Annotated in this window: 15 protein-coding genes; 7 read left to right on the top strand and 8 right to left on the bottom strand. The window is 61.1% G+C overall.

Going from position 1 to position 18,406, the window contains the following annotated elements:
* Positions 1-98 precede the first annotated feature (98 nt).
* Positions 99-1,235 carry a diguanylate cyclase gene (locus tag ACB039_RS15360; RefSeq protein WP_371165975.1) on the top strand — a complete coding sequence of 379 codons (1,137 nt, stop codon included), beginning with the start codon at positions 99-101 and terminating at the stop codon, positions 1,233-1,235.
* Positions 1,236-1,242: 7 nt separating this feature from the next.
* Positions 1,243-2,169 carry a putative bifunctional diguanylate cyclase/phosphodiesterase gene (locus ACB039_RS15355; protein WP_371165974.1) on the top strand — a complete coding sequence of 309 codons (927 nt, stop codon included), beginning with the start codon at positions 1,243-1,245 and terminating at the stop codon, positions 2,167-2,169.
* A 160-nt stretch (positions 2,170-2,329) separates the two neighbouring features.
* On the opposite strand, the gene ACB039_RS15350 is transcribed toward ACB039_RS15355, so the two are convergent.
* Positions 2,330-4,201, bottom strand: coding sequence for a methyl-accepting chemotaxis protein (locus ACB039_RS15350; RefSeq protein WP_041206830.1), 1,872 nt, complete (start codon positions 4,199-4,201; stop codon positions 2,330-2,332).
* A gap of 255 nt (positions 4,202-4,456) precedes the next feature.
* On the opposite strand from ACB039_RS15350, the gene prfB reads away from it, so the two are divergent.
* Both prfB and lysS read left to right on the top strand, forming a co-directional pair.
* Positions 4,457-5,555, top strand: a protein-coding gene (prfB, locus tag ACB039_RS15345; RefSeq protein WP_139751517.1) for a peptide chain release factor 2 whose coding sequence is annotated in 2 segments (ribosomal slippage) — positions 4,457-4,531 and positions 4,533-5,555 — 1,098 coding nt in all. Because the reading frame shifts where the segments join, the coding sequence is not laid out codon by codon here.
* Positions 5,556-5,575: 20 nt separating this feature from the next.
* Positions 5,576-7,114 carry a lysine--tRNA ligase gene (lysS, locus tag ACB039_RS15340; RefSeq protein ID WP_005326517.1) on the top strand — a complete coding sequence of 513 codons (1,539 nt, stop codon included), beginning with the start codon at positions 5,576-5,578 and terminating at the stop codon, positions 7,112-7,114.
* A gap of 93 nt (positions 7,115-7,207) precedes the next feature.
* Here the strand turns inward: lysS and ACB039_RS15335 are convergent, their stop codons facing one another.
* Positions 7,208-8,008, bottom strand: a complete 801-nt coding sequence (locus ACB039_RS15335; RefSeq protein WP_005326514.1) for a PhzF family phenazine biosynthesis protein — start codon at positions 8,006-8,008, stop codon at positions 7,208-7,210.
* A 185-nt stretch (positions 8,009-8,193) separates the two neighbouring features.
* Here ACB039_RS15335 and ACB039_RS15330 point away from each other — a divergent pair, with 185 nt between their 5' ends.
* The 3 genes from ACB039_RS15330 to ACB039_RS15320 are packed head-to-tail and all read left to right on the top strand — an operon-like array spanning position 8,194 to position 12,504.
* Complete coding sequence (locus ACB039_RS15330) at positions 8,194-9,984, top strand: assimilatory sulfite reductase (NADPH) flavoprotein subunit (RefSeq protein WP_041205163.1); 1,791 nt, start codon at positions 8,194-8,196, stop codon at positions 9,982-9,984.
* On the top strand, positions 9,984-11,708 hold the full coding sequence (gene cysI / locus ACB039_RS15325; protein ID WP_005326510.1) for an assimilatory sulfite reductase (NADPH) hemoprotein subunit: 1,725 nt from the start codon (positions 9,984-9,986) through the stop codon (positions 11,706-11,708). Before ACB039_RS15330 ends, cysI begins: the two co-directional genes overlap by 1 nt.
* A complete protein-coding gene (locus tag ACB039_RS15320) occupies positions 11,698-12,504 on the top strand; it encodes a phosphoadenylyl-sulfate reductase (RefSeq protein ID WP_041205161.1) in 807 nt (268 codons plus the stop codon). The genes cysI and ACB039_RS15320 overlap by 11 nt, the downstream gene beginning before the upstream one ends.
* Before the next feature lie 102 nt (positions 12,505-12,606).
* On the opposite strand, the gene proX is transcribed toward ACB039_RS15320, so the two are convergent.
* The 6 genes from proX to ACB039_RS15290 form a co-directional block, all read right to left on the bottom strand.
* Positions 12,607-13,626 (bottom strand): glycine betaine/L-proline ABC transporter substrate-binding protein ProX, encoded by a 1,020-nt coding sequence (gene proX, locus ACB039_RS15315; RefSeq protein ID WP_270824742.1) that lies wholly within the window; start codon positions 13,624-13,626, stop codon positions 12,607-12,609.
* Positions 13,623-14,774, bottom strand: a complete 1,152-nt coding sequence (proW, locus tag ACB039_RS15310) for a glycine betaine/L-proline ABC transporter permease ProW (protein WP_270824741.1) — start codon at positions 14,772-14,774, stop codon at positions 13,623-13,625. The genes proX and proW overlap by 4 nt, the downstream gene beginning before the upstream one ends.
* A complete protein-coding gene (gene proV / locus ACB039_RS15305) occupies positions 14,771-15,967 on the bottom strand; it encodes a glycine betaine/L-proline ABC transporter ATP-binding protein ProV (RefSeq protein WP_218409529.1) in 1,197 nt (398 codons plus the stop codon). Before proV ends, proW begins: the two co-directional genes overlap by 4 nt.
* Positions 15,968-16,434: 467 nt before the next feature.
* Positions 16,435-16,929: a type 3 dihydrofolate reductase gene (folA, locus tag ACB039_RS15300; RefSeq protein WP_371165973.1), complete on the bottom strand. Its 495-nt coding sequence runs from the start codon at positions 16,927-16,929 to the stop codon at positions 16,435-16,437.
* 24 nt (positions 16,930-16,953) lie between these two features.
* A complete protein-coding gene (locus tag ACB039_RS15295) occupies positions 16,954-17,421 on the bottom strand; it encodes a threonine/serine exporter family protein (RefSeq protein ID WP_041205157.1) in 468 nt (155 codons plus the stop codon).
* Positions 17,418-18,215 (bottom strand): threonine/serine exporter family protein, encoded by a 798-nt coding sequence (locus ACB039_RS15290; protein WP_371165972.1) that lies wholly within the window; start codon positions 18,213-18,215, stop codon positions 17,418-17,420. Before ACB039_RS15290 ends, ACB039_RS15295 begins: the two co-directional genes overlap by 4 nt.
* Positions 18,216-18,406 lie beyond the last annotated feature (191 nt).

Genomic DNA, 18,406 nt, shown 5'->3' with positions numbered 1-18,406 from the left:
CTGATGGATTACTACAACTGGCGGCGTCCACATCAACACAATGACGGGATCGCGCCAGCAAAAGCCGAGGATCGGCCTAACCAAGTGTCCGGATTTAGTTGACCACTACAAACGCGGGAACACTGGATAACCTCAATGCCCACTTTGTACTGTTTATCAGACCGGATCACTCGCTCTATCGTGTCATCGGTAGAGGGGGGGCAACCTACGTAACCTTGGGCGACTCCCACCCCATCTGGTCCAAAGCGCAGGACTATCTCTCTCACTACTGGTCATCACAACACACACGGGGATACACACTGAACGGCTGGTATCAAGAGCACCCCATCCTGCTAGCGGTTCATCCTGTTCAAGACCCTGATGCCACCAACCCGCACGTGGAGGGCTGGATAGCCATGATCCGCCAACTTGATGGGACAGACGTGCAACAGATCCGGGACATGACCAAGCTGGACATCGAGTTTCTCCGAGATACAGGTGAGGCCCCTCTTGCCGAGCAGCGCGCTCTGCCAGACAGTGAAAATGCCCATCGCCTCATACTGCACGTCCCCCCGGATCACCAATTGCTGACGCAACAGCGGCTCAGCAATCGCATGCTACTCATCAACTCAACCCTGCTCCTGATCGCCGCCGGCCTGGGCACTATTACCATTTATGAACGCATGGTGATGCGTCGGCTCACCACTTTTACCCGCCTGGCCGAGCAATACAGCAGCTTGCAGCCCACAAGCAAACATTGGCCTTTATCGGGTAGTCCCGAGTTCGATACCCTGGCCAGGGCGCTCAATAGCATGGTGGAACAGCACCGACTCTCGGAGCAGGCCCTCTACAACGAGGCCAGACGCGATGGACTGACCCAATTGGGCAACCGGAAATTGTTGAGCGAGCAGCTCAATCAGCATCCCTGCCTGCGCACCAAACATGACCGTGGCCGCATTGCCTTGCTGATGATCGATCTGGACGATTTCAAGACCCTCAATGACAGTCTGGGGCACGAGACAGGGGATCAGGTATTGCTAACCATCGCAGGACGTCTCAAGCAGGCTATTCGTGGTGAAGACATGCTGTTTCGCATAGGTGGTGACGAATTTGCCATCATCACCAAGATGGTCAGAGAGGAAGAGGGTGCCATTTCGCTCGCCGAACGGCTGATGCTGACTATAATCCGGCCAGCAAATCGAGCAGGGGGGACGAAAAATCCAGGTCGGTGCCTCTATCGGAATCGCCTACGATGATGGCGCCATGGGCGCAGATGAGCTCATCCGAAACGCCGACTTGGCCATGTATGATGCCAAGCAGGCGGGCAAACATTGCTACCGTTGTTATCGAGAGATCTTGCATCATCAGCTTTCACAGCGCATGCAGCTGGAACAAGCGCTGCGGGAAGCCTTGCAACTGCGACAATTTGAGGTCTGGTATCAACCCATCATGGATGTGGAAAGTGACCGCGTCGCCATGGTGGAAACCCTGTGCCGCTGGCCCACCCCAACGGGGTTCTGCCCCCCCAGTATATTTATCCCTCTGGCAGAACAGGCCGGGCTGATTATCCCCCTGGGCAAGTGGATTGCCGACCAGGCGATGGGAACGCTGCATGAACTGAGATACGCCTACCCCGACCTGAACATCAATATCAATCTGTCGGTACTGCAATTGATGGAGCCAGATCTGGTGACACAACTCACCGAGCTGGCCGATCGTCATCAGTTGCCAAGAAGCGCGATCCATTTTGAACTAACGGAGAGTCTGTTTGCCGAGAATCACGGTCGCTTGGAAGAGCAACTGCTGGCACTGACTCAAGCGGGGTTCAAAATCCATCTTGATGACTTTGGCACCGGTTACTCCTCCCTGGAACGATTGCTATCTCTGCCTATCGATGCGATCAAACTGGACTACAGCTTCACCCAGACGCTGCTGAAGGGGGATGAAAGACTCGTCAAAGCGGTGCTTTTACTGGGACGTGAACTTGACATGCCAGTCATTGCAGAAGGCGTCGAGACCGAGGAGATGCGTATGCAACTCTACCAATTGGGGTGCCATTTGATGCAAGGCTACCTGTTTGCGCATCCCATGAACAAAACCGATCTGACTCAATGGCTTGAACTCAAAGCTGGCACGGCTCCCACCGGATTGGCAGAGACCTGTAGCCAAGTGAATTCATTCACTCGCTGACGTTCCCAGGCGAACATGCCAGAGGGAGATCGCCTGGCGCAATTGACGTTTCGGCGCAAGCAGCGTTGACGACATACCAACAGCCCCTGACGAACAAGCCCCGCGCTCTCTCGAGTGCGGGGCTTGTTTATGTCAGCTCGAACAGGCTGCGACTGGCGTCTTAGAGGATAAAGGTCGACACCTGCTGGTTCAGATTGGTGGCGCGTCCCTTGAGGTTGTGCGCCTGATCGAGGTCGCGCATGGCGGAGGCGGTGATCTCGTCGCTCACATCCTTGATGGCGGTGGTGTTCTGGGTGATCTCACCGGTCACCTGGGTCTGCTCCTCGGCGGCGGTGGCGATCTGACCCGCCATGTCGGAGATAAGCGAGACAGCCTGGGTGATCTCTTCGAGCGCGGCGGCGGCGGCATCGGCGTCCTTCACGCTGTTGTCGGCCAAGCCCTGGCTGGTCTGCATCAGGCTGACCGCACGGGCCGTGGTCTGCTGCAGGGTCTCTATGGTGGACTGGATCTCCTGGGTGGAGTCCTGGGTACGGCGCGACAGCACCCGCACTTCGTCCGCCACCACGGCGAAACCACGGCCTTGCTCACCCGCGCGGGCCGCTTCGATGGCCGCGTTCAGCGCCAGCAGGTTGGTCTGCTCGGCGATGCCCTGGATGGTGGAGAGAATGCCGGAGATGGCCTGGGCGTGACGGCTCAACTCGCCGATGACGCCGGTGGCCTGACCCACCTCCTCGGCCAGGTTGTTGATGGACTGGCGAGTCTGGTTCACCAGCATCTTGCCCTGCTCGCTGCTCTGGGCGGATTGCTGGGCGGCGGCAGCGGTGTTCTCGGCGTTGCCGGCGATCTCCATGGTGGCGCTCGCCATCTCGGTGACCGCAGTGGCAACCATGGTCACCTCCTGCTGCTGGCGCTGCAGCTCTTCCACCGCGGCCTGGTTGGTTACCAGGCTGCGCTCCGCATCGGCGTTCAGCTCGTTGGCAAGCTGGCGGATGTTGCCGATCAGCTGGTGCTGGCTGCCGACGAAACGGTTGAAGCTGTTGGCCAGCTGGCCTACCTCGTCGTTGGCGTCGATCTTGATGCGCTGGGTCAGATCGCCGTTACCGTCGGCGATGCGGGCCAGAGCCTGGGAAACCTTGCCGAGCGGGCCCAGCAGCAGGCTCACCAGCCAGGAGATGGCGAGGATGCTGCCCACCAGTACCAGCAGGGCCAGGCCGAGCTGGGTCATCAGCAGGGAGGAGAGCGGCGCCTCCAGGGTGGCCTTGTCCAGCACCAGCACCAGCTCCCAGTCGGTGTTCGGGATGTCCGTCGCCCACAGCAGCTTGTCGCGGCCTTCGTTGTCAAAATAGACGGGGAGCAGACTGTTGCTGCTCTTGCTCTGCTCGATCAGGGCATTGGAGAGATCGTTGTCGATCTCGCTGGCAGGCTTCATCGCCTTGGCCGCATCTTTGTAGGCGATGACGGTGCCATCCTTGTGCATCAGGATGGCGACACCGTCCGCCGGCAGGGCCATCTTGGTGACATCCTCCACCAGGGAGGCGATGGAGAGGTCGCCGCCGACCACGCCGCCCTGGGCCGGTTGGGCCAGGGTCACCACCATGACGTTGTAGGCCACGTCCAGATAGGGTTTGGTGACGATCATGCCGCCCTTGGCCATGGCTTCCTGATACCAGCCACGAGAGCGAGGATCGTAGCCGTCACGATTGATGGAGGGATCCGAGTCATTCATCTTGCCGCCGCCCTCACCGAAGTAGGTGAGCTGGAAGCGGCCGGACACCTGGGCCTGTTGCAGGGCGTTGAGGGGTTCGGGGCCGGCCTTGTTGCCAAGGGCCTGGATCACGTCGCGACGGGCGGCGAGCCAGTCACTGACACTGGCGGCCTGCTGGCTGCCGAGGCGCTGCACCTGTTCCTGACTGCCTTGCAGCAACAGGGACTTCTGGCTGCTGTAGCTCTGCCAGGAGAGCAGCAGGATCACCAGGGAGAGGGCGATCACCACAGACAACAGTATCTTCTGCTTGAGTGATAGGTTTTTCATCATGCTTTCTTCTTGTGGGGTCAGGAACAGGATTACTCGAAAAGTGCGCGGCACTCCATGCAATTGTTAGCGGCCAAGGCGCACGAAACTGAAGTCGAAAATGGGGTGGCTGACGATATTTTCCGCAAGAATGCACAAAACGGCATCCGAAATCGGTGACAGAAGGCGGCCAGGGCCAGCCAACCCTGTTTATTCCTTCCGCAATTGGCTAGAATATCCCGTTTTTAAATCACATCGACCCCGAGAGTTTTCACGATGTTTGAAGTCAATCCTGTATTAAACAAGCTTAAGGAGCTGTCTGAGAGGACCGAGCTGCTTAGGGGGTACCTTTGACTATGACGCCAAGAAAGAGCGTCTAGAAGAGGTCAATGCCGAGCTGGAACAGCCGGATGTCTGGAATGAGCCGGAACGCGCACAGGCGCTAGGCAAGGAACGCGTGTCGCTGGACAACGTGGTCAGCACCATAGACGTCTTGACACAAGGTGCTGAGGACGTCGAGATGCTGGTCAGCCTGGCGGTCGAGGGCGAAGACGAGGAGACCTTCAACGAGGCCGTCGCCGAAGCCGATCAGCTGGAAGCCAAGCTGGTGGATCTCGAGTTCCGTCGCATGTTCTCCGGTCAGCACGACGGCTCCGACTGCTACATCGACATCCAGTCCGGTTCCGGCGGCACCGAGGCCCAGGACTGGGCCAACATGGTGCTGCGCATGTACCTGCGCTGGGGCGATGCCCACGGCTACAAGCCGGAGCTGATCGAGCTGTCTGACGGCGACGTGGCCGGCATCAAGTCCGCCACCGTCAAGTTCACCGGCGAGTATGCCTTCGGCTGGCTGCGCACCGAGACCGGCGTGCACCGCCTGGTCCGCAAATCGCCGTTCGACTCCGGTGGCCGTCGTCACACCTCGTTCTGCTCGGTGTTCGTCTACCCCGAGATCGATGACGACATCGAGATCGACATCAACCCGGCGGATCTGCGCATCGACGTCTACCGCGCCTCCGGCGCCGGTGGTCAGCACGTCAACCGGACCGAGTCCGCGGTGCGTATCACCCACGTCCCCACCGGGGTGGTGGTGCAGTGCCAGAACGACCGTTCCCAGCACAAGAACAAAGATCAGTGTATGAAGCAGCTGAAGGCCAAGCTCTACGAGCTGGAAATTCAGAAGCAGAACGCTGAGAAGCAAGCCCTCGAAGAGACCAAGTCCGACATCGGCTGGGGCAGCCAGATCCGCTCCTACGTACTGGATGACTCCCGTATCAAGGATCTGCGCACCGGCGTCGAGACCCGCAATACCCAATCGGTACTCGACGGCGACTTGGACAAGTTTATCGAAGCCAGCCTGAAATCAGGCCTGTAAACAGAGCAGCAGGAATCACCATGTCTGAACAAACCACTACTCCGGAAGTCGACCAGACTCTCGAACTGAACAACGAGATGACTGAGCGTCGCTCCAAGCTGGCCGCCTTGCGCGCCCAGGGCAACCCTTTCCCCAACGACTTCCGTCGTGACAGCCTGTCCGGCGATCTGCACGCCGAGTTTGGCGACAAGAGCGCCGACGAGCTGGTGGCCTTGAATAAACGGGTGAAGATTGCCGGTCGTATCATGACCCGCCGGATCATGGGCAAGGCTTCCTTCGCTACCCTGCAGGACATGGCTGGCAAGATCCAGATCTACGTGACCCGTGACGACCTGCCGGAAGGCTTCTACAACGAGCAGTTCAAGAAGTGGGATCTGGGGGACATAGTCGGCGTCGAAGGGACGCTGTTCCGCACCAACACCGGCGAGCTCTCCGTCCATGTGGGCGAAATCCGTCTGCTGACCAAGGCACTGCGTCCGCTGCCCGAGAAGCACAAGGGCCTGACCGACCAGGAAGCTCGCTGCCGCCAGCGCTACCTGGATCTGATCGCCAACGAAGAGTCCCGCAAGACCTTCATGATCCGCACCCAGGTGGTGGCCGGCATCCGCAAGTTCTTCAACGAGAAGCGCTTCATGGAAGTGGAAACCCCCATGATGCAGGTCATCCCGGGTGGTGCCTCCGCGCGTCCGTTCGTTACCCACCACAATGCGCTGGACATCGACATGTACCTGCGTATCGCCCCCGAGCTCTATCTGAAGCGTCTGGTGGTGGGTGGTTTCGAGCGTGTCTACGAGATCAACCGTAACTTCCGTAACGAAGGGATCTCGGTGCGTCACAACCCCGAGTTCACCATGATCGAGTTCTACATGGCCTATGCCGATTACATCGATCTGATGGATCTCACCGAGGAGCTGCTGCGCACCCTGGCCCAGGACATCCTGGGTGACACCAAGATCCGTTACGCCAAAGAGGGCGAAGAGGGTCTGACCATCGACTTCGGTCAGCCGTTCCAGCGCCTCACCATGGTCGAGTCCATCCTGAAGTTCAACCCGGATGTGACCAAGGACGATCTGGCCACCCTGGAGAGCGCCACCGCCGTCGCCAAGCGTCTGCACATCGAGCTGATGAAGGGCTGGGAGCTGGGCCACGTGATCACCGCCATCTTCGAAGAGACCGTTGAGCACATGCTGCTGCAACCGACCTTCATCACCGAGTACCCGGCTGCCGTCTCTCCGCTGGCCCGCCGCAACGACGTGAACCCGGACGTGACCGATCGCTTCGAATTCTTCATCGGTGGCCGCGAGCTGGCCAACGGCTTCTCCGAGCTGAACGATGCAGAAGATCAGGCCAAGCGCTTCCAGGATCAGGTGAACCAGAAAGAAGCCGGCGACGACGAAGCCATGTTCTACGACGCCGACTTCGTCACCGCGCTGGAACACGGCCTGCCGCCGACTGCCGGTCAGGGTATTGGTATCGACCGTCTGGTGATGCTGTTCACCAACAGCCACACCATCCGCGACGTCATCCTGTTCCCGGCCCTGCGTCCGCAACAGAAATAAGCCTGCCGCTCGGCCAGCCCGAGCGCGCCAGCAATAAAACGCCCCGCAACTGCGGGGCGTTTTTTATGGCGAAGACAACAACCGGCTTGCGGCTTATGGGCAGGGCGGCAGCAGCCACTCCCCCTGCCACAGGGTCAGAGCCTGACCCGACATCCACACCCTGTCTCCCTGCAACTCGAGCACAAGCTCCCCGCCCCGCGCGGAGATCTGGCGCGCCCTCAGTTGCGTCCTGCCGAGGCGCTCGGCCCAGAAGGGCACCAAGGCGCAGTGGTTGGAGCCGGTCACCGGATCCTCCTCCACCCCGACCCAGGGGGCGAAATAGCGAGAAACAAAGTCATGGTCCGGATCCCTCGACGGCGCCGTCACCATCAGGCCACGACCGGGCAAGGCCCGCAGGGCGTGGAAGTCCGGCTTGAGGGCCTGCACCTCCTGCTCGCTGCCGAGCACCAGCAGGAACTTGGCGCCAGCGGCCAGGGTCTGCAGCGGTGTGCAGCCGAGGGCCTCGGCATAAGCGGGATCCAGTGTCAGTGGAGCAAGGGGGGTACGCGGAAAGTCGAGCCGGATCCACTCCCCCTCGGCGCGGGCCTCCAGCAGGCCACTGCGGGTCTCGAAGCGCAGCGTCTGGGAGCGGGCCACCTCCCCGGTTTGCCACAGCACATGGGCCGCCGCCAGGGTACCGTGACCGCAGAGATCCACCTCGACCGTCGGGGTAAACCAGCGCAGCCGATAGTGCGCCTCCCCCAGGGGGCTGAGGAAGGCGGTCTCCGACAGGTTGAACTCCGCCGCCATGGCCTGCAGCTCGGCATCGCTGCGCTCGGGCCCCAATACGACGATGGCGGGGTTGCCCCCGAAGGGGTGCTGGCTGAAGGCATTGACATGAAACAGTCTGGACATCGGCAGATCCTGAGAGGCAGAAAGGGACTCAATATTGCGATTTTTATACCACAGCCGGGGAGTCGCTGAGGCGGATTTCGGCTTTATAAATTCATAAATCGCATAAAGAAGATATTTTTATTCTTTGTTGTTATTCATTGCACCCCTTAACCTGACCAAAAATCAGACCATGGAAGACGTGTGTGATGCAATTGACAGCCCCAATACCCAACATAAGCCCGCTCTCTGACGAACAGCAGCGCCAACTGAATCAGGTCTTGTCGACCCTCAACACCCAGCAACTCGCCTGGGTGAGCGGTTATCTCTACGGCCTCTCCCAGTCTGGCGTCCAGAGCGTCGTCACCAGCGCCGCCGTGGCCGCCCCCGGTGGCAGCCTGACCATTCTCTACGGCTCCCAGACCGGCAACGCCAAGGGTGTCGCCAGCGCCATCCAGGCGCAGGCGAAGGCCCACGGCCTGCCGGTGACCCTGACCTCGATGGCGGACTACAAACCCAAGCAGCTCAAGAAAGAGAGCCATCTGCTGGTGGTAGTGAGCACTTACGGGGAGGGCGAGCCGCCGGAGAGCGCGGTCGATCTGTTCGAGCAGCTCAAGAAGGGCAAGATTGGCAAACTCGAGGGCCTCAAGTTCGCCGTGCTGGGGCTGGGTGACAGCTCCTATGAATTCTTCTGCCAGACCGGCAAGGACTTCGACGACTTCCTGTCAAAAGCCGGGGCCGAGCGCATTCATGAGCTCGCGAGCCTGGACGTGGATTATCAGGAAGCGGCCAGTGCCTGGGGCGAGCAGGCGGTCAATGCCGTCGCCTCCACCCTCTCTGCCGGGGCCGCGACAGCCAGCGTAGCGGGCTCGGTGCAGCAAGCCGTCGGCCATAGCCAGTATCACAAGGAGAACCCCTTCCCGGCACGGCTCTCGGTCAATCAGAAGATCACCGGCCGTGACTCCACCAAGGATATCCGCCATATCGAGATCAACCTGGAAGAGTCCGGCATCACTTATCAGCCAGGGGATGCGCTGGGCATCTGGTTCGACAACGACGCCGATCTCGTGGGGGAAGTGCTGGCCCTGACCGGCCTCTCCGGCGATGAAGCCACCGCCCAGGGCCCGCTGCGCGCGGCCCTGACCCGCCACTTCGAGCTGACCCGCTTGCACGGCGGTTTCATCACAGGGCTCGCTGACATATCGGGCAACGCGGCACTGAAAGACCTGGCAGGCGACAAGGCTCAGGTCAACGCCCTGGTGGCCAGCGCCCAGGTGGTGGATGTGCTGAAACGCTTCCCCGCCACACTCACTGCAGAGCAGCTTGTCAAACTGCTGCGCCCGCTGACCCCTCGCCTCTACTCCATTGCCTCCGCCCAAAGCGAGGTAGAGGAAGAGGTTCACCTGACCGTGGGCGTGGTGCGCTACCCGCAGGAAGATGGCACAGTGCGCAGTGGCGGCGCCTCCTCCTATCTGGCAGACCGACTGGCCGAGGACGCCGAGGTCAGGGTGTTCGTGGAGCACAACGACAACTTCCGCCTGCCCGCCAACCCCGACACCCCCGTCATCATGGTGGGTCCGGGCACCGGCATTGCGCCGTTCCGCGCCTTTATGCAGGAGCGGGAAGCTCAGGGTGCCGAGGGCAAGAACTGGCTCTTCTTCGGCAACCCCCACTTCACCCAGGACTTCCTCTATCAGGTGGAGTGGCAGCGTTATGTGAAATCCGGCCTGCTGTCGAAGATCTCCCTGGCCTTCAGCCGGGATCAGGCCAACAAGATCTATGTGCAGGACCGCCTGCGTGAAGCCGGGCTTGAGCTCTACCAGTGGCTGGAAGCAGGCGCTCACTTCTATGTGTGTGGCGACGCCAACCACATGGCGAAGGATGTGCAGGAAGCCCTGCTGGATGTGATTAGCGATCATGGCCACAAGAGCCGTGAAGAAGCAGAAGAGTATTTGAGCGAATTGCGTCGTGCCAAACGTTATCAAAGGGATGTCTACTGATGAGCAAGCAACCAATCTCGAAGCAAGCAGCAGGACCGGTTGAAGGGCCACTGTCCGACAACGAACGCCTCAAGCGCGAAAGCAATTTCCTGCGCGGCACCATAGCCGAGGATCTGCAGGATCCCCTCACCGGTGGCTTCAATGGCGACAACTTCCAGCTGATCCGCTTCCACGGCATGTATCAGCAGGATGACAGAGACATCCGCCCCGAGCGCACCGCCCAGAAGCTGGAGCCGCTGCACAACGTCATGCTGCGTGCCCGTCTGCCGGGCGGCATCATCACCCCGGCCCAGTGGCAGGTGATCGACAAGTTCGCCGAAGAGCACAGCCTGTACGGCAGCATCCGCCTGACCACCCGCCAGACCTTCCAGTTCCACGGGGTGCTCAAGCGCGACATCAAGCTGATGCACCAGACCCTCAACAGCACCGGCATCGACAGCATAGCCACCGCGGGCGACGTGAACCGCAACGTGCTCTGCACCAGCAACCCGGTGGAGTCCGAGCTGCATCAGGAGGCCTACGAGTGGGCCAAGAAGATCTCCGAGCACCTGCTGCCCAAGACCCGCGCCTACGTGGAGATCTGGCTGGACGGCGAGAAGCTGGGGGGTGACGAGGAGCCGATCCTGGGTTCCAACTACCTGCCGCGCAAATTCAAGACGACCGTGGTGATCCCGCCCCACAACGATGTGGACATCCATGCCAACGATCTCAACTTCGTAGCCATTAGTGATCACGGCAAGCTGGTGGGCTTCAACGTGCTGGTGGGCGGTGGTCTGGCCATGACCCACGGCGACACCAGCACCTACCCGCGCAAGGCGAGCGATTTCGGCTTCATCCCGCTCTCCCACGTGCTGGAGGTGGCGGCCGCCGTGGTCAGCACCCAGCGCGACTGGGGCAACAGGGTCAACCGCAAAAACGCCAAGACCAAGTACACCCTTGAGCGCGTCGGCGTCGAGGCCTTCAAGGCCGAGGTGGAGAGCCGCGCCGGCATCCAGTTTGGCGAGGTGCGCCCCTATGAGTTCACCAGCCGTGGCGATCGTTTCGGCTGGGTGGAGGGGATAGACGGCAAGCACCACCTCACCCTGTTTATCGAGAACGGCCGCCTGCTGGACTTCCCGGGCAAGCCCCTCAAGACCGGCATGTTGGAAATCGCCAAGGTGCACCAGGGGGATTTCCGTCTCACCGCCAACCAGAACCTCATCATCGCGGGCGTCCCCGCCGGTGAAAAGGCCCGCATCGAAGCCCTGGCGCGCCAGTACGGCCTGCTGGACGACGGCGTGAGCGAGCAGCGCAAGCAGTCCATGGCCTGCGTGGCCCTGCCCACCTGCCCGCTGGCGATGGCCGAGGCCGAGCGCATGCTGCCAGCCTTCGTCACCGACATCGAAGCCTTGCTGGCCAAACACGGTCTGGCGGATGACGCCATCATCTTCCGGGTCACCGGCTGCCCCAACGGCTGCGGCCGCGCCATGCTGGCGGAAGTGGGTCTGGTGGGCAAGGCGCCGGGCCGCTACAACCTGCACCTGGGGGGCAACCTCGAGGGGACCCGCATCCCTCGCCTGCACCTGGAGAACATCACGGAGCCGCAGATCCTGGCCGAGCTGGATACCCTGATCGGCCGCTGGGCCAAGGAGCGCGACGGGAACGAGTGCTTCGGCGACTTCGTGATCCGGGTTGGGGTGGTTGCGCCCGTTATCGACTCCGCGAGGGACTTCTATGCAGCCTGAACTGACTGAAAGCGGGCGGTTGACACTGACCGCCGATGGCAGGCTCGACCTCGATGCCCTGCTGGCCCTCGGCCGCGAGGAGCAGACCGAGGCGCTGGCCCCTCTCAACCGGGAGCTGGACGCCATGAGCGCCCCCGAGCGGGTGCGCTGGGCGCTGGCAAATCTGCCGGGGGAACACGTGCTGTCGTCGAGCTTCGGCATCCAGGCGGCGCTGATGCTGCACCTGGTGAGCCGCGAGCGGGCCGATGTGCCTGTGGTGCTGACCGATACCGGTTATCTCTTCCCGGAGACCTACCACTTCATCGACGAGTTGACCGAGCGCCTCGCCCTCAACCTGAAGATCTACCGGGCCGAGCTCACACCGGCCTGGCAGGAGGCCCGCTTCGGCCTCTTGTGGGAGCAGGGAGTGGAGGGGATCACCCGCTACAACCAGCTCAACAAGGTGGAGCCGATGGACAGGGCACTGCGGGAGCTTGGCGCCCGCACCTGGTTCTCCGGCCTGCGCCGGGAGCAGGCGGGCAGTCGCGGCAAGCTGCCGGTGCTGGCCATACAGCGCGGCCGCTTCAAGTTCTTGCCGGTGATCGACTGGAGCAACAAGGACGTCTTCTACTACTTCAAAGAGCACGACCTGCCCTATCATCCCCTGTGGGAGCAGGGCTACCTCTCGGTGGGCGACGTCCACACCACCACCAAGTGGGAACCGGGCATGAGCGAGGAACAGACCCGCTTCTTCGGCCTCAAGCGTGAATGCGGCCTGCACGAAGAGAACGGCGAGCACGACGGCTCCGGCATCTGATCCTGGTGCGCAGCCTGTTACTGCGCCCCGCCCATAAAAAAACGCCCGGTAATAGCCGGGCGTTTTGCTTGCTGGTATCCATGGACTGGGCCGAGGCGGGGTTTAGCCCGCAGACTGCTCTTTCGCTGCGGCGGCGCGCGCCTGGGCCAGCCAGTCATTGACCAGGGCCTCGTGTCCCTTGAGCCAGGCATCGGCGTGACGCTCCACATCCGCCGGCTTGTTCTGCCCCTTGTTCATCAGACCGTTCTGGATGTTGATGTCATTGAGGGGCAGCTTGACGATGGAGAAGAGCTTGGCGGCCGCCGGGTTGGCCTCGGCAAACTGCTTGTTGGCGACTATGTGCATGGTGTTCACCGCAAAGCCGTAGTTCTTGCCGTTCGGCAGCCGGGTCTTGTCCGCATCAGGGGCATCGGCGGGTACCTCCAGCCACACCACATCCTTGCCCGGCACCAGCTCGCTGCTGAGCCAGTAGGGGGTCCAGGTGTAGTAGAGCACCGGCTTGCCAGCCTGGTAACGGGCCAGGGTATCGGCGATCAGCGCCGCGTAGTTGCCCTGCTTGTGGGTCACCGTGGTGGTCAGGCCGAACTCGTCCAGATGATGGTTGATGGCCCCTTCGCAGCCCCAGCCTGGGTTGCAGCCCACCAGATCGGCCTTGCCGTCGCCATCGCCGTCGAACAGCGCCGCCAGCTTGGGATCCTTGAGCTGGCCCAGGTTGGTGATGCCGTATTGGGCTGCAGTCTTCTTGTCCACCAGATACCCCTGGGCGGCACCGGCCACATAGGTGCCCTGACGGAAGAACACCTTGTCCCCCCCCGCCTGCTCGTACTTGTTGTCCTGCAGCGGTATCCAGTTGAAAGCGAGGAAGGTGCCGTCCCCCTGCGCCACCGAGGCGTAGGCCACGTTGTAGTCCACCTCCTGGGCCGGCTGCACCTCATAACCGAGGCGTCCCATCAGCTTGCTGACCAGCAGGCTCTGGAAGGCCTCCTCCGGCAAGGAGCTCTGCAGGGGCTGCACCTTGACCCCCTCCCCCGGCAGCTCGGCGCTGGCCATGGCGAGCGGACTCAGCAGTTGGGTACTCAGCAGCAATGTGCCCAGGGTCAATCCTTTGGTGATCTGTTTCATGCATTTACTCCTTTGTAATCGAGGGATTTGCCGCGGCCGCACAGGCGCAGCAGCAGGGCGGCGGGGCCACGTTGATACCAGCGGCCGGTACGGGTGCGATCCGGTTGTCCCATCGCCTGGGTGAGGCGATCCAGTACTATGGCCAGCAGCACTATGCCGAGGCCGCCGATGGAGGCGAGTCCCATATCGAGCCGGCCTATGCCGCGCAGCACCATCTGGCCCAGACCCCCGACCGCTATCATGGAGGCGATCACCACCATGGAGAGCGCCAGCATCAGGGTCTGGTTGACCCCGGCCATGATGGTGGGCATGGCGAGCGGCAGTTGAACCTTGAACAGCAACTGGGAGGGGCTGGCACCGAACGAGTGGGCCGCCTCCACCAGATCGGCGGGCACCTGACGAATACCCAGCATGGTGAGCCGGATCATGGGCGGCAGGGCGAAGATGACGGTCACCACCACCCCGGGCACGTTACCTATGCCAAACAGCATGACGATGGGGATGAGGTAGACAAACGCCGGGGTGGTCTGCATGGCATCCAGCAGCGGCCTAGTCCAGGTGGAGAGCCGCTCGCTGCGAGCCAGCAATATGCCCACCGGCAAGCCTATCAGCACGCAGAAGAACAGCGAGGTCAGCACCAGGGAGAGGGTCACCATGGCATCGGACCAGGCCCCGATAAGGCCGATCCCCACAAGAGACGCGAGCGTGCCGAGCGCCATGCGACCACCCACCAGCTGCCAGGCGATCAGGGTCAGGAGCCCCATCATCAGAGTGGAGGGCACTGTCTGCAGCAGCTGGGTCATGGCCCCCAGCGCCAGCTCCACGGGGGCGCGGATCAGCTGGAACACAGGCCGCAGGTTCTCCACCAGCCAGCCGATGCCCCCCTCGACCCAGGTATCCAGCGGCACCAGGGCCTGCTGGAAGGGATCCAGCCAGTCGACGGCGGCACTGTCATCGACGGCTGCGATCTGGCTCTGCCAGTCTGCCGCCTCCGTAGCCGTACTGCCCCAGGGATCCTCGGCTGTCGTGGTGGTGGTCGCAGCTCCCCAGGGGTCGGCCTGCGCCTCGTCGGCCCAGGTGGGAGTGCTGGTCAATAGCAACAGCGCCAGCAAGCCGGTCAGCAGACGGTTAAAGGGGTTGAGATTCATACCGGTGTACTCCTGTCCAGGGTGTTGAGCAGATTGGCCTTGGAGATGAGTCCCAGATAGGTGCCATCCTCCTCGACCACGGGCACCTGACAGGGTGCGGCGGCCACCTGGCTGATGAGTTCATTGAGGGAGGTGTCCGCCAGAATGGGCTGGATGTCCGCCAGCAACGCCTGCTCCAGGCTCCCCTTGTCACGGACCGCCCGACCGAGCGACTCGACCGAAACGACCCCGAGGAAGCGGCGGCTGCGATCCACCACATAGCCGTACTCCCGCTCCAGCTCCTTGAGCTGGCGCAGGGCGTTGCCCGGCCCGTCCGTGGTGTGCTTCTTGATGAGGGGGGTCTGCTTGCGGCTGGCCACATCTCGGGCGCTGAAGACGTTGGCGAGATCCACCCCGCGAAAGAAGGCGCGCACATAGTCGTTGGCGGGCTGGTTCAGGATCTCGTCCGGGGTGCCCACCTGCACCAGCTGGCCATCCTGCATGATGGCAATGCGATCGCCGATACGCATCGCCTCGTCCAGATCGTGGGAGATGAAGACGATGGTGCGCTGCTGGCTCGCCTGCAGCTTGAGCAGCTCGTCCTGCATCTCGGTGCGGATCAGCGGATCCAGCGCCGAAAAGGCCTCGTCCATCAGCAGGATATCGGGGTCGTTGGCGAGCGCCCGGGCCAGGCCGACCCGCTGCTTCATGCCGCCGGAGAGGGCGTCGGGGAAGGCGTCAATCCACTGACCCAATCCCACCTGATTGAGCGCCTGACGGGCACTCTGCTGGCGCTCCGCCAGCGGCACCCCGGCCAGCTCCAGGCCGAAGGCGGTGTTTTCCAGCACGCTCAGGTGTGGCATCAGGGCGAAGGACTGGAACACCATGCTGATCTTCTTGCGGCGCACCTGGCGCAGCTCGCGCTCCGAGATGGCGGCGATGTCCTCGCCGTCGATCAGCACCTGGCCGCGGGTCGGCTCTATCAGCCGGTTGAATAGGCGCACCAGGGTGGATTTGCCCGAGCCGGAGAGGCCCATCACCACGAAGATCTCCCCCTCGTGGATGGCCAGATTGACATCCTGGACCCCCAGGGTCTGCCCGGTCTTTTGCAGGATGCTGGCGCGGTCGTGCCCTTTCGCCAGCAACTTGAACGCTTTTTCCGGCTGATCGCCGAAGATTTTGTAGAGTGATTTAACCTCGAGTTTGACTGTCATATTGTCCTTTTTTCATGGTCGACGACTTGCAAGGCAAACCGTCGAACGCGAACCAACTACTTTTAACACTAAGTAATTTTGGGGCCTAATAAAAGAACCATAAGAGTCTCAATGAAGAGTGGCAATCATAACCTGTTGATTTTAAATGGTTATTTTTAACATAAAAAACCATTTAAATGTGACACAACAGCATATGCTCAACAATGAAATGCAAACAAATTCAATCAAAATGCCGAATTTATTGAGAAAAAGGCTTGATTCAGGGGCAGGATACGAGGAAATAACTGCACTTATCTTCGAAGGGTTATTTTGATTAGACAACTAATCATTTTGGGAAGATGGACAAGAAAAGAGCTGATCAAGCGACGTTGTATAAACGCCTCCATTCACCGCGCCAGGAGCGGCCAACAAAAAGGCCCCTTGCGCAGCGCAGGGGGCCTTTCATCTACCACGGCAATACGCTGTCGTCAGCGCCTCTGCCAGGTCTCGAAGCGGTAAGGATGAGGGTTTTTCTCATCAGCCTCATGAGGCTCGCGTTCAACGCAATGCCACTCTCCCTCATCGAAGGCGGGGAAGCGGGTATCCCCTGCCACCGCCAGATCGATCCGGGTCAGATAGAGGCTGTCGGCCCGGGGCAACAGCTGACCATAGAGATGGCCGCCGCCGATCACCATCAGCTCATCTGGCGCCTCGGCCTCAGATAAGGTGGCCAATACCTCATCGATGGATGAAAAAACCTCTATGCCTGATGCTTTGAATCCTGGGTTACGGCTAATGACCAGGTTTCGGCGCCCGGGCAAGGGCCGACCGATGGACTCGAAGGTCTTACGCCCCATCAGTACCGGCTTGCCCAGGGTGACCCGCTTGAAGTGGGCCAGATCCGCCGGCAGGTGCCAGGGCATCTGGTTGTCCAGACCGATCACACGATCGTGGGCCATGGCGGCAATCATGGAGATTTTCATGGTGTCAGCCTCTCACACAACCATTCATATTATGGGCCGGTTACGGTACACGACCAGGGAGGGTATCGCCAGCCCGAAGCTCAATGCGCCTACTATAAAGATAGCCTTCAAGCCGTTCTCCACCGCGCTCTGGATAAGCTCCATGGTCACCCCGGAGATGTTGAGCTCCACTATGGCTATCATCGCCTTGAAGGCATAGCTGCCGGGGATCATGGGGATGATGGAGGCGACGCTGAACACCGGACGCGGCGCCAGCAACCGGCGCGACCAGTAGACGCAGACAAAGCCGACCGTGGTCGCCGCCGCCAGGGTGGCCCACTCGATGGGCATGCCGTAATGGATGAGCAGGGTACGCAGACTGTGGGCCAGGGCGCCGCCCATGGCGCAATACTTCAACATCCGTGGCGGCACGTTGAACAGCATGGCAAAGCCCACCGCCGGAATGGCAGACCAGAAGGCATCCTTGGCCAGCAGCCAGATCAAATCCATCATACCTTCCACCCCCAGATGCCGGTCACCGACATGGCGAGAATAATCCCTATCGCCGCGCTGATGGTCAGCAGGGTCGCCGTGCCCCAGCGGGCCAGCCCCATGTTGAAGTAACCTTTCACCATGTCGGAGACCGCGTTGATCAGCGGAAAACCGGGCACCAGCAAGAGCACGCTGGCGGCCATGGCGAGATAAGGCTGCTCGCCCCAGCCAAAGAAGGTGGCGCTGGAGGCGAGCAATGTGGCGATGAAGCCGGTCACGGCGAAATTGATGAGGGGGCTATGGTGGTGGCGAGCAATCAGCTGGCGAACCCGCATGGCGACCGAGGCCGAGAGGCAGGTCACCATGAAAATGGGCCAGTCACCGCCGAACAGCAGGCTGAAGGCGCCGCAGGAGAGCCCCACCATGGGCACCACCAGCCAGGGGTGGTAGTGAAACGGTACTATGCCGTCGAGCCGCTGACGCACCTCGCGCGCGCCGATCAGCGCCTTTTCAGCCATGATGCAGATACGCTGGATCTCGCACACCACCTGCATGTTGATGCCATGCTCGCGCACCCGCCGGGTGGTGGTGACACAACTGCCCTGATAGAGGCTGGTCAGCACGATGGCGCTGGAGGAGATGGCCATCTCGACGCTCTCCAGCCCCAGTGCCAGGCCAAGCCGAACCGTGGTCTGCTCTATGATGCGGCTCTCGGCCCCGAACTGGGCCAGCATCTGACCCGCCTTGACGATGATCCGGGTGATTTCCGTCTGCTGCTCCCGCGACAGCTCCCTTCCTGGTGTGATGCTGCTCATGATCCCTTTGAGTGTTAGCAAGGTGGAATATGCCGTGATATTACCCCAACCCTTATATTCCTTCATCTATATCTGCTGATTTACCTGATCACTATGTTATTCAATTTGTACTACACGCCCATTTGCAGCAAATAAAAAACAAACCACCCAGCTTATTAACATTGGATGGTTTGAACTGAATGAAATATTGG

Origin of the sequence: Aeromonas sp. S2(2024) (assembly GCF_041402505.1) — a bacterium.
In the GTDB taxonomy this organism is placed as follows: domain Bacteria; phylum Pseudomonadota; class Gammaproteobacteria; order Enterobacterales; family Aeromonadaceae; genus Aeromonas; species Aeromonas media.
This window is presented reverse-complemented; position numbering and strand designations above follow the sequence as displayed.

Coding starts and splice junctions, on each gene's coding strand:
- lysS (WP_005326517.1), top strand. CDS start 5,576: ATGTCTGAACAAACCACTACTCCGGAAGTCGACCAGACTCTCGAACTG.
- proW (WP_270824741.1), bottom strand. CDS start 14,774: ATGAATCTCAACCCCTTTAACCGTCTGCTGACCGGCTTGCTGGCGCTG.
- ACB039_RS15290 (WP_371165972.1), bottom strand. CDS start 18,215: ATGAGCAGCATCACACCAGGAAGGGAGCTGTCGCGGGAGCAGCAGACG.
- folA (WP_371165973.1), bottom strand. CDS start 16,929: ATGAAAATCTCCATGATTGCCGCCATGGCCCACGATCGTGTGATCGGT.
- proX (WP_270824742.1), bottom strand. CDS start 13,626: ATGAAACAGATCACCAAAGGATTGACCCTGGGCACATTGCTGCTGAGT.
- ACB039_RS15295 (WP_041205157.1), bottom strand. CDS start 17,421: ATGATGGATTTGATCTGGCTGCTGGCCAAGGATGCCTTCTGGTCTGCC.
- ACB039_RS15330 (WP_041205163.1), top strand. CDS start 8,194: ATGCAATTGACAGCCCCAATACCCAACATAAGCCCGCTCTCTGACGAA.
- cysI (WP_005326510.1), top strand. CDS start 9,984: ATGAGCAAGCAACCAATCTCGAAGCAAGCAGCAGGACCGGTTGAAGGG.
- ACB039_RS15355 (WP_371165974.1), top strand. CDS start 1,243: ATGGGCGCAGATGAGCTCATCCGAAACGCCGACTTGGCCATGTATGAT.
- ACB039_RS15335 (WP_005326514.1), bottom strand. CDS start 8,008: ATGTCCAGACTGTTTCATGTCAATGCCTTCAGCCAGCACCCCTTCGGG.
- ACB039_RS15320 (WP_041205161.1), top strand. CDS start 11,698: ATGCAGCCTGAACTGACTGAAAGCGGGCGGTTGACACTGACCGCCGAT.
- ACB039_RS15350 (WP_041206830.1), bottom strand. CDS start 4,201: ATGAAAAACCTATCACTCAAGCAGAAGATACTGTTGTCTGTGGTGATC.
- proV (WP_218409529.1), bottom strand. CDS start 15,967: ATGACAGTCAAACTCGAGGTTAAATCACTCTACAAAATCTTCGGCGAT.